This window comes from Fictibacillus sp. 23RED33, assembly GCF_015903925.1.
Taxonomy (GTDB): domain Bacteria; phylum Bacillota; class Bacilli; order Bacillales; family Fictibacillaceae; genus Fictibacillus; species Fictibacillus phosphorivorans.
This window is the reverse complement of record NZ_JACZDX010000013.1, coordinates 1-15,966: the sequence shown is the minus strand read 5'-3', so window position 1 is coordinate 15,966 and position 15,966 is coordinate 1. Positions and strand designations below refer to the sequence as shown.

The following is a 15,966-nucleotide window of genomic DNA, read 5'->3' as shown; positions in this document are numbered from 1 at the left end:
CTTGTTTTTAAAGAGACCAAATGAACGACCTAACAGAGAAGAATATTTATATTCAGCCTATTCTTTTGGGTTAACAAGTCCAACGAAAACAAGCCTTATTAAAAAACGGAAATGAAGGAGCGGTTTACGTTGCAGGAAGTGGAGAATTTTATTAAAAGACACCAGCTTCTTTCAGCCGCCCAAACTGTTGTGATCGGTGTTTCCGGAGGACCAGATTCTTTGGCATTGCTTCATTTTTTATGGAGAAGGTCTTCGTATTACAAAATCAAGATCGTTGCAGCTTCGTTCGACCATCGCTTAAGGGGCGACGAGTCGGCATCAGAAGTTGCGTTTGTTAAAAGTTTTTGTGACGAACGAGATATCATTTTTGAAAGTGACAGTGCGGATGTTGCAAGGTTTCAAAAAGAACATAGCCTGTCCTTACAAAACGCCGCTAGAATCTGTCGGTACAACTTTTTTGAAAAAGTGATGACAGAACATCATGCAGAAGCGCTTGCATTGGCGCACCATGGTGATGACCAAGTGGAAACGATGCTCATGAGAATGACGAGGGGCAGCGAAGGTTTTAGTGCAGCAGGGATTCCTGTGAAACGGCCGTTTGCTACCGGTAAAATAATTCGTCCTTTTTTAGGAATAACAAAAGACCAAATCGAGCATTATTGTAAAGTAGAAAACCTGTTTCCTGTTTATGATTCGAGCAATGAAAGTGACAAATATGTTCGAAATCGTTTCAGAAAAAAAATTCTGCCTTTTTTAAAACAAGAAAACCCTAACGTGCATGAAAGATTTCAGTATTTAAGTGAAACTATTTCAGAAGATGAAGCGTATATATTGAAACTGGCTGAAATAGAGTTAGAAAAGGTTTTAATCAGGCAAACAGAGGGGAAAATAGAGTTATCTGTATCCGCTTTTAACAAGATGCCTATTCCTTTACAAAAAAGAGGGATTACACTAATATTGAACTATCTGTATAAAATTAATCCTTCATCTCTTTCCTCTGTACATAAGGAAAACTTTCTTAGTTTGCTCGGAAGTGAGCATCCATCCGGAATGTTGCATTTTCCGTCAGGTTTAGTTGTCAGCCGAACTTATGACAGATGTTTGTTAAGTTTTGAGCATATCGTCGTCAAAAATGAGGAAGAGTCATATGACTTTTCACTAGAGCTGCCCGGTTATGTAGAACTGCCGAATGGACGTATAACTGCTGAAATAACAGATTGTGAACCCGCTCTACAAAGAGGAAAAGATGTTTTTGTGTTTTCAATGAAAGAGGTAGATCTCCCGTTACGAGTTCGCACCCGAAAACCAGGTGACCGGATGGCGATTGCCGGCGTCGGTTCTCGGAAATTAAAAGATATATTTATTGATGCTAAAGTGCCGCAGGAAGAAAGAAACGTTTGGCCGGTTGTTGTTGATGCAAACGGTAAGATTATTTGGCTTCCGGAGCTAAAACACATTAGACGTCATCAAATAAATCCATCAGAACTTTGGGTTATCCTACGCTTTCATAAAAAATCGCCATGACGTCTAGGAGGCTTGTTGAACATGCATGATGAAATTTTAGAAACACTTATTTCCGAAGAAGCTATTCAAAACAAGATTAAAGAACTTGGAAAAGAGCTTTCTGTGGAATATAAGGAACGCTTTCCATTGGTGGTCGGGGTTTTAAAGGGTGCTCTACCTTTTATGGCAGACTTGATCAAACGTATGGATATCCATCTTGAGATCGATTTAATGGCAGTGTCCAGCTATGGTGCATCTACCGTTTCTTCTGGTCAAGTTAAAATTGTTAAAGATTTAGATACTTCCTTAGAAGGTCGAGACGTTATCATTGTAGAAGATATTATTGACAGTGGTTTAACGCTCAGTTATCTCGTTCAACTGTTTAAGGCGCGTAAAGCGAAATCGGTTAAGATCGTAACTTTACTGGATAAGCCTACAGGACGTAAGGTTGATATCGCTCCAGATCTTGCTGGCTTCATCGTTCCTGATGCTTTTGTTGTTGGTTATGGGTTGGACTACATCGAGAGATACCGTAACTTGCCTTACATTGGCGTTTTAAAGCCAGAGATCTACGAAAAGAAAGACTAAAAAACCGCATAAGATTTGATTGTTCGCCTAAGGAGGTAAGGAATGAATCGCATCTTCCGTAATACTATATTTTATTTATTAATCTTTTTAGTTGTGGTTGGGGTTGTCAGCTTTTTTAACGGCAACAACAACGAAGTCAAAGAAATTCGTTATGATCAGCTGACTAAGTACATCGAATCAGGCAAAGTGGAAAGCATCGTTTACCAGCCTGAGGGTGGCGTATATGTTGTCCGCGGCCAGCTTGAAGGAGCTAAAGAAGGAGAAGTATTCCAAACGAATGCTCCGCTGACTGGCAACACACTGGCTGAGATTGAAAAGCTTGCTGATTCATCAAACGTAGAATTTAAACAGCAAGAACAGACGAGTGGCTGGGTGACGTTCTTCACCTCAATAATTCCGTTTGTCATTATCTTTATCTTATTCTTCTTCTTGCTTAACCAAGCACAAGGCGGCGGAAGCCGAGTAATGAACTTTGGTAAGAGTAAAGCAAAACTTTACAACGAAGAAAAGAAAAAGGTTACGTTTAAAGACGTAGCTGGTGCAGATGAAGAAAAACAAGAGCTAGTTGAAGTTGTAGAATTCTTAAAAGATCCGCGTAAATTCTCTGCTTTAGGTGCGCGTATTCCAAAAGGTGTTCTTTTAGTAGGACCTCCGGGTACTGGTAAAACACTTCTTGCACGTGCAGTAGCTGGAGAAGCTGGCGTTCCGTTCTTCTCGATCTCAGGTTCTGATTTCGTTGAGATGTTCGTCGGTGTCGGTGCATCACGTGTTCGTGACTTGTTTGAAAATGCTAAGAAAAACGCACCTTGTATCATCTTTATCGATGAGATTGATGCGGTAGGTCGTCAGCGTGGAGCTGGTCTTGGCGGAGGTCATGACGAGCGTGAGCAGACACTTAACCAATTGCTAGTTGAAATGGATGGTTTCGGTGCTAATGAAGGAATTATCATTATCGCAGCTACCAACCGTGCTGATATTCTAGATCCAGCCCTTCTTCGTCCGGGACGTTTTGACCGTCAGATTCCGGTTAACCGCCCAGATGTAAAAGGACGTGAAGAAGTACTTCAAGTGCATGCGCGCAACAAGCCGCTTGCAGAAGATGTTAACTTGAAAACGATCGCGATGCGCACTCCAGGTTTCTCTGGTGCAGATCTAGAAAACTTATTGAATGAAGCTGCTTTAGTAGCGGCTCGTACGAATAAGAAGAAGATCGATATGGATGACGTTGATGAAGCGATCGACCGTGTTATTGCAGGACCTGCGAAAAAGAGCCGTGTGATTTCTGAAAAAGAAAAGAACATTGTTGCTTATCATGAAGCGGGTCACACTGTTATCGGTTTAGTTCTTGAAGGAGCAGACACTGTTCATAAAGTTACCGTTGTCCCTCGTGGTCAAGCAGGTGGTTACACAGTAATGCTTCCGAAAGAAGATCGTTACTTTATGACAAAACCTGAATTAGAAGATAAGATCGTTGGACTTCTTGGAGGCCGTGTGGCTGAAGAGATCACGTTCAAGGAAGTTAGTACAGGAGCTCATAATGACTTCCAGCGTGCGACTGGAATCGCTCGCCGCATGGTAACAGAGTTTGGTATGAGTGAACGCCTAGGGCCGATGCAGTTCGGTTCATCACAAGGCGGTCAAGTCTTCTTAGGAAGAGACTTCAATAACGAGCAAAACTATAGTGATGCAATCGCGCATGAAATTGATTTAGAAGTTCAGCGTATCATTAAAGAATCTTACGAGCGTTGCCGTCAGATCCTTACTGAGCACAATTCTAAGTTAGAAATCATCGCGCAAACATTGCTAACTGTAGAAACGCTTGATGAAGAACAAATCAAAGAACTCGTTAAAACAGGTAAACTACCTGACAGAAAAACGATTTCTAACCCATCTGATGATGTTAAAGTGACACTTAACAAAAAAGATGAAGAGCCAAAACAAGATTAATTTCTAAAAGGACGCCTCAGTGATGAGGTGTCCTTTTTTGTATTGATTGTGAAAGTAGTTGATTTCCGCTCCAGGTTGCACGCTTTCCACGGGGCGAACGGTGAGCCTCCTGCCGCTTTGCGCCATTAGGAGTCTCCACCTGACCGCTCGTCCCGTAGGAGTCGTCAACCTTACTCTACAATCAACTTGTCAATGAAGAGATAATATTAAAACATCAAAAAGCAACAACACTATAGAAAAACAGCATTTTAAAAAAGGTTTAGCTCTTATGATTTTCGTTTGTTTTGTTCTTTATCTTCATTGACAAGCTTATAGGAGTGGAAGTTTTGAGACTACTGGGAGATAACGGGTATTTTGAATTATTTTGTTCTTTTCCTCCACTGGCAGGTTGATTGGAGTGTAGGGTGCGAGACTCCTGCGGGACAGGTGGGCGGGTGAGACACTTATACGTGAAACGTACGAATGTGGCTCACCGCCTGCCCCGCGGAAAGCGAGTACCTGTAACGGAAATCAACCACTTTCAACAACCCGTTGAATAAGCGAAAAATTCCCAATAAGCCGCCTTGCTTTACTCCTATACGTTTTGTGTTATAACTATTATAGAAACTTAAGATAAGAAGCGGGGACAAATTCCATGATTTTTGTGTTTGATGTCGGAAATACGAATATTGTTTTAGGACTCTACGAGAATGATGAACTGAAGCATCATTGGAGAATTCATACATCACGTGAAAAAACAGAGGATGAGTATGGCATGCTGATACTCGATCTGTTCCGTCACGTTAATATCCATAAAGAACAGATTGAAGGAATCATTATATCTTCAGTCGTACCACCAATCATGTTTGCCTTAGAACGCATGTGTGTGAAATATTTTAACCAGCGTCCATTAGTGGTGGGACCTGGAATTAAAACGGGTCTTAATATTAAGTATGAAAACCCAAGAGAAGTTGGAGCCGATCGGATTGTTAACGCAGTTGCTGCTATTCATGAATATGATGCACCACTGATCATCGTTGATTTCGGGACAGCTACTACGTATTGTTATATCAATGAAAACAAACAGTATATGGGTGGAGCGATCGCGCCTGGAATAAATATCTCTACAGAAGCTCTTTATACGAAAGCGGCAAAGTTGCCGCGTATAGAGATCGCTAAGCCTGAAGGTGTGATCGGGAAGAACACGGTTAACGCTATGCAAGCAGGTATTCTATATGGATATGTAGGACAAGTAGAGGGTATTGTAAAAAGAATGAAAGAACAGTCTGAGGTTGAACCGAAAGTAATTGCGACCGGAGGACTTGCAAACTTAATTGCAGCGGAAAGCAACGTGATCGATCATGTTGATCCATTTTTAACATTAAAAGGTTTATTAATGATATACGATAAAAATAAGAATGGTTAAAGGGTGAGTTTTAATGAATGATTATTTAATAAAGGCCCTTGCGTATGACGGGCAGATCCGCGCTTATGCAATCTCTTCTACTGAGATGGTAAGTGAAGGACAGAGAAGACATGACACATGGCCGACAGCTTCGGCTGCTTTAGGAAGAGCGATGACTGCATCGACCATGATGGGTATGATGTTAAAGGGTGAGAACAACAGCATAACGGTGAAGGTTGAAGGCGGCGGACCAATCGGAGTAATCATCGTAGACAGCAATACAAAAGGTGAGACACGTGGTTATGTAACGAATCCGCATACTCACTTTGAACTGAACAGCAAAGGAAAGCTGGATGTAGCAAGAGCGGTAGGAAAAGAAGGATACTTATCAGTTCTAAAAGATATCGGAATGCGCGAAAAATTCACAGGACAAGTGCCGATGGTTTCAGGTGAACTAGGAGAGGACTTCACGTATTACTTTGCTTCTTCAGAACAAGTACCTTCTGCAGTAGGTGTTGGTGTTCTCGTGAATCCGGATAATTCGATCAAGGCGTCAGGCGGTTTTATCGTACAAGTGATGCCGAATGCTTCGGATGCAATCGTTGATTTACTTGAAGAAAGAATCAACGCGATTCCTCCGATTTCTCGATTGATCGAAAAAGGAATGACACCAGAAGAAATCTTATTTGAGCTTTTAGGAGAAGATCAAGTCCAAATCCTTGAGAAATCCCCGGTACGTTTTCAGTGCACGTGCTCACATGAGCGCTTTGGACAGGCGATCGTAAGTCTGGGTGAACAAGAAATCTCAGATATTATAGAAGAAGATGGCCAAGCAGAAACGAACTGTCAATTCTGTAACGCCACTTATATCTTTACAAAAGAAGAACTTCAAACCTTGCTTGATCAAGCAAAAGCGTAAACCCGGACTTTTCTCCGGGTTTTGTTTTATACATGAAATAAAAATATCTGCGTACCATGGTAATAGACGATCTACGTATGCAATAAAATTGACAGAGTATTTCCAGGGTTGCTACAATTAATCCAATAAAAATACTCGGTTTTAGGAGTGATGGCAAATGGCAAGAGTGGCACAATCGATAACAGATCTGATCGGTCAAACACCTGTAGTGAAATTGAATCGCATCACATCAGAGGATATGGCAGATGTTTACCTAAAGTTAGAGTTCATGAACCCGGGAAGCAGTGTGAAAGACCGTATCGCATTAGCGATGATTGAAGATGCAGAGAAAAGCGGAAAATTGAAACCAGAAGATACGATTGTTGAACCTACTAGTGGCAACACAGGAATTGGTTTAGCGATGGTTGCTGCAGCAAAAGGATACAAAACAGTTCTTGTCATGCCTGAAACGATGAGTTTAGAAAGAAGAAACCTTTTGAGAGCTTATGGAGCGGATCTTGTACTGACTCCTGGACCAGAGGGAATGGGCGGAGCGATTAGAAAAGCAGAAGAACTAGCGAAAGAAAAAGGCTACTTCATGCCACAACAGTTTAAGAATGAAGCGAACCCTGCTATTCATCGAAACACGACTGGTCAAGAGATCGTCTCACAATTCCCAGACGGACTCGATGCGTTCGTTTCTGGAATCGGCACGGGTGGAACAATTACAGGTGCAGGTCAGGTTTTAAAAGAGAAATACCCAGACATCAAGATCTATGCGGTAGAACCAACTGATTCTCCTGTATTATCTGGCGGTAAACCAGGACCGCACAAGATTCAAGGAATCGGTGCAGGTTTTGTGCCGGATATTCTAAAAACAGACATCTATGATGAAGTGCTAACCATCTCAAACGATGAAGCTTTCGAATGGGCGAGAAAAGCAGCGCGTGAAGAAGGGCTTTTAGGCGGTATCTCTTCGGGTGCAGCCATATCAGCAGCGTTAAAAGTCGCTAAAAAGCTTGGAAAAGGCAAAAAGGTATTAGCCATCATCCCAAGTAACGGGGAACGTTACTTAAGTACGCCGCTATACCAATTTGAAGACTAATTCCTTAAATGAGCCTCCCTTTTTGGGGGGCTTTTTTATTATGTTTGGGGTATAGGGCTAAGAAATTTGGTGTTTAAGTCCTCAACATTGCTCCATTAGTTGGTTTACTCTCTTACAGAGCTTTTTCTAAAACAATTCTCATTTTTTCCTTACTGCACAAGGTCATCATTCCTAAAGACTTTCGAAGTGGAGATAATACCCATGTAAATGCAGGAAATTGGGAGAAAGGTGTGCCAAAGTGAAACACCTCATGTACAATGTAAGCAGAAGATTTTTGGGAGAGTGACCATATGGGGATGAACAAAAAATGGCATGTCATGCATTCATGTATACCTCTATCTAAAGAAGAGTGGTTTTACAAATATAAATCATTAGCGGCAACTGAACCTCGCCACGTTTTGCTGGAGAGCGGGAGAACAGGAAAGTATAGCATTATCGGACTTTCTCCGTTTGCCGAAGTCACTGGAAAACAAGATGTATTAACAATAAAAACAGATGAAGGCTCGACTGTTTTAAAAGGGCCTATATATGAGCAGTTTCAGAACTGGTTCAAAGGTTTTGATGTGGAGCGAGTTGAAGGGTTGCCTGACTTTACTGGAGGAGCAATCGGTTACTTAAGTTATGATCTGACGCGCGAGTTTGAAAAACTGCCCGTTACATCAGAAGATGATCTAGGTCTTCCGGATTTATACTTCTTGCTGTTTAGAGATGTGTTCGTTTATGAACATGAATCGAGTATGTTATGGATTGTAACCTTAACTGAGAACAAGGATGATTCTTACAGCATAGACAAGCTTCGTGCATATAGAGAAATGTGGGAAACCCCGTTATCTTCAGCTTCAGACAGTGATGAAGAAATTCAGAACTATTCAATTGAAGATTTTAAACACGTTTCAATGACAGAAGATGTTTTTGTAGACGCGGTTAAAAAGATTAAACGATATATTTCTGATGGCGATGTGTTCCAAGTGAATCTTTCTGTTCGTCAGTCAAAGGCTCTACGAACAACTCCTTTAAACATTTATGAAGAATTGAGAAGAATCAACCCATCTCCATATATGAGTTACTTAGAAACACCAGACTTCCAGCTAGTTAGTGCTTCACCTGAACTTTTAGTAAAGAAAAAGGGTGACCTGATCAGCACGCGTCCGATAGCGGGAACACGGCCGCGTGGCAGAACAGAGGAAGAGGATATCGAGCTTGCAAATACGCTGATCCAAAATGAAAAAGAACGAGCTGAACATGTGATGCTCGTCGATCTTGAACGAAACGATCTTGGAAAAGTTTCGGTTTATGGCAGCGTAAATGTCGATGAGTTCATGGTGATCGAAAGGTATTCACACGTGATGCATATTGTCTCGAATGTAGTGGGCACATTACGGCCAGAATTTGATGCGTTTGATTGCATCAAAGCGACATTCCCAGGTGGTACGATCACGGGTGCTCCAAAAGTGAGAACGATGGAGATCATTGAAGAATTAGAACCCGTTCGAAGAGGTGTATACACTGGAAGTATTGGATGGATTGGTTTTAACGGCGATACGGAAATGAATATCGCAATTCGGACGATGGTATGTCAAAATGAAACTGCACACGTTCAAGCGGGTGCGGGTATCGTTATTGACTCCATACCTGAAAGTGAGTACAAGGAGAGTTTAAAAAAAGCAGAGGCGCTGTGGCGTGCCAAAGAGCAGAGTGAGCTCGGGTCAATATTGGTATAAGACAGCACATGAGAGGAGAAGAGACGAGATGATTTTAATGATTGATAACTACGATTCTTTTACGTACAACCTCGTTCAGTATTTAGGTGAGATGGGTGAGGAGCTTGTCGTAAAACGAAACGATGAGATAACGATTCAGGAGATCGAGCAATTGAATCCGGATTTCTTAATGATTTCTCCGGGACCATGTTCTCCGAATGAAGCAGGTATCTCCCTAGAAGCGATCTCCCAATTTGCAGGGAAGATTCCCATTTTCGGAGTTTGCTTAGGTCATCAGTCGATCGCGCAAGTATTCGGCGGAGATGTGGTGCGTGCAGAGCGATTGATGCACGGTAAGGTGTCCCCTGTCCTTCATGATGGAAAAACGGTATATAACGGGCTTCCGCAAGAGTTCCCGGCAACACGCTATCATTCATTGATCGTAAAAAGAGAAACACTGCCTGATTGCTTTGAGATTTCTTCTTGGACAAGTGAAGGAGAAATCATGGGGATTCGCCATAAAGAGCTGCCGATCGAAGGCGTTCAATATCATCCGGAGTCCATACTAACGGAAGACGGAAAGAAATTGCTTAGAAATTTTATTGATTACTATAAAGGCAAGGAAGTTTCATGTACATCTATTTAAACGGAAAATTGGTTTCCAAAGATGATGCTATGATCTCACCGTATGATCATGGCTTCATGTATGGCTTAGGGGCGTTTGAAACATTCAGAACCTATGATGGTTTTCCTTTTTTAATCGACGAACACTTGAACCGGTTGCGTGAAGCGTTGAACGAATTAAATATTGATCTTGTTATAGATTCAGACACTGTTATTGAGATGGTGAGTACGCTTCTAGCTAAAAATAAGATGGATGACGCTTATTTTAGACTGAACGTATCAGCTGGCGTGGGTGATATCGGATTGCAGACGGAGCCATATATGAAACCTGTTGTTATTCTGTATACAAAGCCTCTCATGAAAACTAATGCAGTAGCCGAAAAAGAGTTGGTTCAACTCAAGACGAAACGGAATACGCCAGAAGGTGAAAAGCGGCTGAAGTCTCATCATTATTTAAACAGTATCTTGGGCAAAAGAGAGCTTTCTAACATGAATCAAGAAGGCATTTTCCTGACTCGAGAAGGCTATATCAGTGAAGGGACAGTATCGAACCTTTTTTGGTACAAAGATAACATGCTCTTTACCCCTCACACGTCCACTGGGATTTTAGAGGGGATTACAAGAAAATGGGTCATGCACGCTTCTAAACTGTTGAACATTCCTCTAGAAACGGGGAATTATAATATAGAGACCTTAACGGAAGCCGATGAAGTATTCCTGACAAACTCGATACAAGAGCTCGTTCCAGTCAGTCATTTTCAAGATACAACGTTCTCTGGAGCTGAAGGTGAAATGTATCAGAAGTTTAGGGAACTCTACATGAAACATACGAAGAAACAATATAGAAGTATTTGATGTTTTTTGAAAGGATAGATCCTCCATGCACGAAATGATGCTAAAGCAGCAAAAAATGAACTGCGGTGAGTACGTACTTGATTTTTCAAAAAAAACATATGTGATGGGTATTCTTAATGTAACTCCGGATTCATTTTCGGATGGCGGGCATCACAACCGAATCGAACAGGCAATCCATCACGCGAAGCAGATGGTGAAAGACGGCGCTGATATGATTGATATCGGTGGAGAATCTACTCGGCCGGGTGCAGATAAAGTTCCGCTCGAACAAGAGTTGGAACGTGTGATTCCTGTGATAGAAGCATTAAGAAAAGAAGTGAACGTTCCGTTGTCGATTGATACGTATAAAGCAGAAACTGCCTATCAAGCGATAAAAGCAGGTGCTCATATCATCAACGATGTGTGGGGAGCCAAATTTGATCCGGATATGCCAGGTGTGATGGCCGAGACGAATGTTCCAGTCGTCCTCATGCATAATCGTTTTGATACGAACTACCAAGAATTCATGCCGGATGTAATTGCAGATTTAGAGCATAGTATTGCGATTACGGTGAAGGCAGGCGTTAATCCTGACAATATCATCCTAGATCCAGGTGTTGGTTTTGTGAAAACGTTCGAACAAAACCTTGAAACGATTAGAAGACTGAATGAAATTGTTCAGATGGGCTATCCTGTTTTATTAGGAACTTCACGTAAATCGATGATCGGCAAGGCCCTCGATCTGCCAGTGGAAGAGCGCGTGGAAGGAACAGGTGCGACAGTTTGTCTCGGTATTGAACGTGGTTGTTCGATCGTTCGTGTTCATGATGTAAAAGAAATGAGCAGAATGACAAAGATGATGGACATCATGCTCAAAAAAGGAGCGGTGTCTCATGGATAAAATGTATGTGAACGGTATGAAGTTTTATGGCTATCACGGTGTGTTTAACGAAGAGCAAAAGCTTGGACAGCGTTTTAATGTGGACGTAGTATTATCAATGGACCTTTCTCAAGCGGGACTGTCCGATGAACTAGACAATACAGTCAACTATGGAGAAGTGTACGGAGCTGTTAAAGAAATCGTAGAAGGTGAGTCGGTCAAGCTTTTAGAAACATTGGCGGAAGCGATCTCTGCTTCTATACTTGGAAAGTTTACTATGGTTGACGAAGTGATGGTCAGAGTGATCAAACCAGATCCTCCGATTCCTGGGCATTATGAATCGGTAGCCGTTGAGATCACAAGGGGACGTGTATAGATGGTCGGTAACAACATTGCTTATCTATCTGTCGGTTCCAATATGGGAGATAGAGAAGGGTTGCTGAAACAAGCCATTTCTCTATTAGAAGAGTTTGCCGGCATAAGTATTGAATCTGTTTCTTCGATCTACGAGACAGATCCAGTAGGTGTGACTGATCAGCCATTATTCTTAAATTTAGCATTAAAACTCAAAACCTCCCTTTCTCCACAGGCACTTTTGAGTAAACTGCAAGACGTAGAGACGAAACTAAACCGGAAAAGGGTTCAAAAATGGGGACCGCGAACAATAGACCTTGACATTTTATTGTATAATAGTGTAAGTATACAGACGGAAGAGTTAACCATTCCGCATCCACGTATGCTTGAAAGGGCGTTTGTTCTCATACCTCTAAGTGAAATTGCTCCAGATGATATTTACCCGGAGAATTCAATTTCGTTACATCAAGTCCTTTGCGAACAAAGAGATAAAGAAGGTGTACGCATATGGAAGAAGACCGACTGGGAAGACGCATCCGTGCGTTCAGAAAGTTAAAAGGTTATACCCAAGAACAGCTTGCTAAAGACATCGGAATCTCAGTTTCGGTTCTTGGTGAGGTGGAAAGGGGCAGCCGAAAGCCTAAAGGAGATTTGCTTAAAAGAATAGCAGATCAATTCAGCATTAACGTAGAAGAATTACAATAAGTAATCGATATATAAAGACAGTAAAAGGAACGAGGTGATCGTTAACTTGAAAATCGGAGATATTACTTTGAAGAATCCAGTAGTTCTAGCACCGATGGCTGGTGTGTGTAATCCTGCTTTCCGTTTGATCGCAAAAGAGTTCGGTGCCGGGCTCGTTTGCGCAGAAATGGTAAGTGACAAAGGGATTCTCCATGAGAACGAAAGATCTTTAAAGATGCTTTATGTAGATGAACGTGAAAAACCACTTAGCCTGCAGATCTTTGGAGGAGAACGTGAATCTTTAGTTGCTGCGGCTAAATACGTAGATAAAAATACGAACGCAGACATTATAGATATCAATATGGGATGCCCGGTTCCGAAAATCACAAAATGTGATGCGGGAGCAAAGTGGTTGCTGGACCCAGACAAGATTTATGAGATGGTAGCGGCTACGGTTGATGCTGTTCAAAAACCGGTAACTGTTAAAATGCGTATCGGTTGGGATGAAGATCATATCTATGCTGTTAAAAATGCTCAAGCAGTTGAACGTGCCGGAGGAGCCGCTGTTGCTGTACATGGCCGTACGCGTGTTCAGATGTATGAAGGAGTAGCGGATTGGGACATCATCGGTGAAGTGAAGAAGAATGTATCTATTCCGGTTATCGGTAATGGTGATATCTCTTCCCCTCAAGAAGCGAAAGACCGCATGGATCAATATGGAGTAGACGGAGTTATGATCGGAAGAGCTGCACTTGGTAACCCGTGGATGCTTTATCGCACCGTTCAATATTTAGAGAACGGAATCATCGCACCTGAACCTACTGCTCGTGAAAAGATGAACATCTGCATGCTTCATATGGATCGTTTAATCGACCTTAAAGGTGAAGATGTTGCTGCGAGAGAGATGAGAAAGCATGCAGCTTGGTATCTTAAAGGCCTGCCTCAAACGGGTTCTGTTCGAAATGAGATCAACCAGATGACTACTCGTGAAGAAATGAGTAAACTATTGTTTGGTTATGTAGATCAATTAGAAGAAATACAAAAAATCAGCTAACACTAGCAACATACAGCCAGATCATCAGATGACTGGCTGTTGTTTGCTTAAATACAACAGATTCAGCATCCGGTGTTTTTTATTATAATGGAGGAGGAATAGCTTATGGCTATGCTCAAACTCACCCAAGAAGGCACTAGGAATCTAGAAAAAGAACTACAATACCTATCAAAACGTAAAAAGGAATGCCGAAACACGTCAGAAAAAGAATTCATTCATAAGCGGGTGTCTGAGATAATAGATATTTTAGCTCAATCTGTCACATGGCCAATGGTTAGGGAACCGGGTTACAATGTAGAACCCGGCTCAACCATTACTATAGAAGATACAGTTTACAAAGAACGGTACACCTATACGATCGTACATCCTTTTGAAGCTGATCCCCGCGAAAATATGATTTCTGTTCAGTCTCTCATTGCGAAAGCTGCGATTGGAAAAACTGTACACGCGACATTTACTGTTACTGTTCCTTTCGGCGAAGATTTATCTTATACCATACTTGATATTCAAAACTGCTAAAAGCTAGGAGTGTTCCCATGAGCCAAGAAGTAGAATTAAATGACTTGCTTCGTGTTAGAAGAGAAAAATTAGCTGCATTAACTGAAAAAGGAGTAGATCCTTTCGGTACAAAGTTCGACCGTACACATACTGCAGCGGATCTTGTTTCTGAATACGGAGAAAAAGAAAAAGAAGAACTTGATAATGAAGAGATCTCAGTAACTCTAGCGGGTCGTATCATGACAAAACGCGGAAAAGGGAAAGCTGGATTTGCTCACATTCAAGACTTGTCTGGAAAGATTCAGATCTATGTAAGATTGGATGCTGTTGGTGATGAGCAATACGAACTATTCAATACGATTGATATCGGTGACTGGGTAGGCGTAACAGGACTTGTCTTTAAAACGAAAGTAGGAGAACTTTCTATTAAAGCGAAGGACTTTCAGTTACTAACAAAATCCCTGCGTCCACTGCCTGATAAGTTTCATGGACTAAAAGATGTTGAACAGCGCTACCGTCAACGTTATGTAGATCTGATCATGAACCCGGAAGTAAAAGATACGTTTATTTCTCGTTCTAAAATCATTCGTTCTATGCGCCGTTATTTAGACGACAATGGTTATCTAGAAGTAGAAACACCAACTATGCATTCAATCCCTGGAGGAGCTTCAGCTCGACCATTCATCACGCATCATAATGCACTTGATATGGAGCTTTACATGCGAATCGCAATCGAGCTTCACCTTAAGCGCCTTATCGTGGGTGGACTAGAGAAAGTGTATGAAATCGGCCGTGTATTCCGTAATGAAGGAGTATCAACTCGTCATAATCCTGAATTTACGATGATCGAGCTGTATGAAGCATATGCAGATTACCTTGATATCATGGAATTAACGGAGAATTTAGTCGCACACATCGCAGAAGATGTCTTAGGCACAACAACTGTAACTTATGGAGATTATGAAGTAGATCTTAAGCCGCGTTGGAAAAGAGTACACATGGTCGATGCGATAAAAGAAGCAGCTGGCGTAGACTTCTGGCCAGAAATGACTGATGAAGAAGCGCGCGCTCTAGCTAAAGAACATAATGTACCTGTAAAAGAGAACATGTCTTACGGTCATGTTGTAAATGAATTCTTTGAGCACTTTGTAGAAGAAAAACTGATTCAACCTACATTCGTGTACGGTCACCCAGTTGCAATCTCACCTTTAGCGAAGAAGAATCCTGAAGATCCTCGCTTTACTGATCGATTTGAACTATTTATCGTTGGCCGTGAGCATGCGAATGCATTCTCTGAGCTAAACGACCCGATTGATCAGCGTGAGCGTTTCGAAGAACAATTAAAAGAACGCGCTGAAGGTAATGATGAAGCGCATATGATGGATGAAGACTTTGTAGAAGCACTTGAATACGGTATGCCTCCTACAGGTGGACTAGGAATCGGAATCGATCGTCTAGTGATGCTGTTAACAAACTCACCATCTATTCGTGACGTACTATTATTCCCGCAAATGCGTCATTCTGAGAAATAGTTAAGATCAAAAAGCCAGCACTGTGCTGGCTTTTTGGTTTTATGAGGAAGTAGGAATAGGAATTCGGAAAACGAGTATCATAATTAGGGTGTGATTCAAGGGTTATCATCTTACTATATCTTGTATTAAAAAGTGATTTGAGCGCTGTATCTTGTACATGCTGTAAACCCTTGAAAAACAGCTAAATAAAAGTTATCTTTTTTTCGGTAAAACTATTGTACAAGAGCGAAAATGATGGTATATTATTCTTCGTCGCAAGGAATACTGACATGTTGATGAGCTTCACATAAACGATTAAAAGTTTTTGAAAAAAGCTGTTGACAACGAGGGTTGCGACATGGTAACCTAATGAAGTCGCCAAAACGAGCGGCTAACAAAAAC

16 protein-coding genes are annotated in these 15,966 nt (G+C 41.6%); all 16 read left to right on the top strand.

The genetic code is table 11. The annotated features are described in order from the left end of the window. Window positions 1-138 precede the first annotated feature (138 nt). The 16 genes from tilS to lysS all read left to right on the top strand — a co-directional run bounded on the left by tilS (window position 139) and on the right by lysS (window position 15,585). Window positions 139-1,524, top strand: coding sequence for a tRNA lysidine(34) synthetase TilS (tilS, locus tag IHV09_RS21300; protein WP_370569018.1), 1,386 nt, complete (start codon window positions 139-141; stop codon window positions 1,522-1,524). Between the two features lie 21 nt (window positions 1,525-1,545). Beyond that, on the top strand, window positions 1,546-2,091 hold the full coding sequence (hpt, locus tag IHV09_RS21295) for a hypoxanthine phosphoribosyltransferase (RefSeq protein ID WP_137792156.1): 546 nt from the start codon (window positions 1,546-1,548) through the stop codon (window positions 2,089-2,091). Between the two features lie 42 nt (window positions 2,092-2,133). Continuing rightward, window positions 2,134-4,038, top strand: coding sequence for an ATP-dependent zinc metalloprotease FtsH (gene ftsH, locus IHV09_RS21290; RefSeq protein WP_197134428.1), 1,905 nt, complete (start codon window positions 2,134-2,136; stop codon window positions 4,036-4,038). A 634-nt stretch (window positions 4,039-4,672) separates the two neighbouring features. Further along, window positions 4,673-5,443: a type III pantothenate kinase gene (locus tag IHV09_RS21285; protein WP_197134426.1), complete on the top strand. Its 771-nt coding sequence runs from the start codon at window positions 4,673-4,675 to the stop codon at window positions 5,441-5,443. A gap of 13 nt (window positions 5,444-5,456) precedes the next feature. Then, window positions 5,457-6,341, top strand: a complete 885-nt coding sequence (gene hslO, locus IHV09_RS21280; protein ID WP_197192205.1) for an Hsp33 family molecular chaperone HslO — start codon at window positions 5,457-5,459, stop codon at window positions 6,339-6,341. A gap of 157 nt (window positions 6,342-6,498) precedes the next feature. Next, window positions 6,499-7,425, top strand: coding sequence for a cysteine synthase A (gene cysK / locus IHV09_RS21275; protein ID WP_137792152.1), 927 nt, complete (start codon window positions 6,499-6,501; stop codon window positions 7,423-7,425). Window positions 7,426-7,721: 296 nt separating this feature from the next. Next, a complete protein-coding gene (locus IHV09_RS21270) occupies window positions 7,722-9,146 on the top strand; it encodes an anthranilate synthase component I family protein (protein ID WP_197265430.1) in 1,425 nt (474 codons plus the stop codon). A gap of 28 nt (window positions 9,147-9,174) precedes the next feature. Then, the gene (gene pabA / locus IHV09_RS21265; protein WP_197192206.1) at window positions 9,175-9,771 is read left to right on the top strand and encodes an aminodeoxychorismate/anthranilate synthase component II; all 597 of its coding nucleotides are present in this window, start codon (window positions 9,175-9,177) and stop codon (window positions 9,769-9,771) included. Then, window positions 9,756-10,604: an aminodeoxychorismate lyase gene (gene pabC / locus IHV09_RS21260; protein WP_197265419.1), complete on the top strand. Its 849-nt coding sequence runs from the start codon at window positions 9,756-9,758 to the stop codon at window positions 10,602-10,604. Before pabA ends, pabC begins: the two co-directional genes overlap by 16 nt. A 34-nt stretch (window positions 10,605-10,638) precedes the next feature. Continuing rightward, the gene (gene folP, locus IHV09_RS21255; RefSeq protein WP_370569017.1) at window positions 10,639-11,484 is read left to right on the top strand and encodes a dihydropteroate synthase; all 846 of its coding nucleotides are present in this window, start codon (window positions 10,639-10,641) and stop codon (window positions 11,482-11,484) included. Next, window positions 11,477-11,839: a dihydroneopterin aldolase gene (gene folB / locus IHV09_RS21250; RefSeq protein ID WP_197265417.1), complete on the top strand. Its 363-nt coding sequence runs from the start codon at window positions 11,477-11,479 to the stop codon at window positions 11,837-11,839. Before folP ends, folB begins: the two co-directional genes overlap by 8 nt. Further along, window positions 11,840-12,373 (top strand): 2-amino-4-hydroxy-6-hydroxymethyldihydropteridine diphosphokinase, encoded by a 534-nt coding sequence (gene folK / locus IHV09_RS21245; RefSeq protein ID WP_197265416.1) that lies wholly within the window; start codon window positions 11,840-11,842, stop codon window positions 12,371-12,373. It abuts the gene before it with no gap. After that, window positions 12,325-12,522, top strand: a complete 198-nt coding sequence (locus IHV09_RS21240; RefSeq protein ID WP_197134406.1) for a helix-turn-helix domain-containing protein — start codon at window positions 12,325-12,327, stop codon at window positions 12,520-12,522. Before folK ends, IHV09_RS21240 begins: the two co-directional genes overlap by 49 nt. Before the next feature lie 46 nt (window positions 12,523-12,568). Next, window positions 12,569-13,555 (top strand): tRNA dihydrouridine synthase DusB, encoded by a 987-nt coding sequence (dusB, locus tag IHV09_RS21235; RefSeq protein WP_255520121.1) that lies wholly within the window; start codon window positions 12,569-12,571, stop codon window positions 13,553-13,555. Between the two features lie 105 nt (window positions 13,556-13,660). Next, on the top strand, window positions 13,661-14,074 hold the full coding sequence (locus tag IHV09_RS21230; protein ID WP_197265415.1) for a GreA/GreB family elongation factor: 414 nt from the start codon (window positions 13,661-13,663) through the stop codon (window positions 14,072-14,074). Window positions 14,075-14,091: 17 nt separating this feature from the next. Further along, window positions 14,092-15,585 (top strand): lysine--tRNA ligase, encoded by a 1,494-nt coding sequence (gene lysS / locus IHV09_RS21225; RefSeq protein WP_197265414.1) that lies wholly within the window; start codon window positions 14,092-14,094, stop codon window positions 15,583-15,585. Window positions 15,586-15,966 lie beyond the last annotated feature (381 nt).

Bases quoted from the DNA above. Each gene is read 5' to 3' on its own strand.
- hpt (WP_137792156.1), top strand. From the start codon at position 1,546: ATGCATGATGAAATTTTAGAAACACTTATTTCCGAAGAAGCTATTCAA.
- ftsH (WP_197134428.1), top strand. From the start codon at position 2,134: ATGAATCGCATCTTCCGTAATACTATATTTTATTTATTAATCTTTTTA.
- IHV09_RS21285 (WP_197134426.1), top strand. From the start codon at position 4,673: ATGATTTTTGTGTTTGATGTCGGAAATACGAATATTGTTTTAGGACTC.
- hslO (WP_197192205.1), top strand. From the start codon at position 5,457: ATGAATGATTATTTAATAAAGGCCCTTGCGTATGACGGGCAGATCCGC.
- cysK (WP_137792152.1), top strand. From the start codon at position 6,499: ATGGCAAGAGTGGCACAATCGATAACAGATCTGATCGGTCAAACACCT.
- IHV09_RS21270 (WP_197265430.1), top strand. From the start codon at position 7,722: ATGAACAAAAAATGGCATGTCATGCATTCATGTATACCTCTATCTAAA.
- pabA (WP_197192206.1), top strand. From the start codon at position 9,175: ATGATTTTAATGATTGATAACTACGATTCTTTTACGTACAACCTCGTT.
- pabC (WP_197265419.1), top strand. From the start codon at position 9,756: ATGTACATCTATTTAAACGGAAAATTGGTTTCCAAAGATGATGCTATG.
- folP (WP_370569017.1), top strand. From the start codon at position 10,639: ATGATGCTAAAGCAGCAAAAAATGAACTGCGGTGAGTACGTACTTGAT.
- folB (WP_197265417.1), top strand. From the start codon at position 11,477: ATGGATAAAATGTATGTGAACGGTATGAAGTTTTATGGCTATCACGGT.
- folK (WP_197265416.1), top strand. From the start codon at position 11,840: ATGGTCGGTAACAACATTGCTTATCTATCTGTCGGTTCCAATATGGGA.
- IHV09_RS21240 (WP_197134406.1), top strand. From the start codon at position 12,325: ATGGAAGAAGACCGACTGGGAAGACGCATCCGTGCGTTCAGAAAGTTA.
- IHV09_RS21230 (WP_197265415.1), top strand. From the start codon at position 13,661: ATGGCTATGCTCAAACTCACCCAAGAAGGCACTAGGAATCTAGAAAAA.
- lysS (WP_197265414.1), top strand. From the start codon at position 14,092: ATGAGCCAAGAAGTAGAATTAAATGACTTGCTTCGTGTTAGAAGAGAA.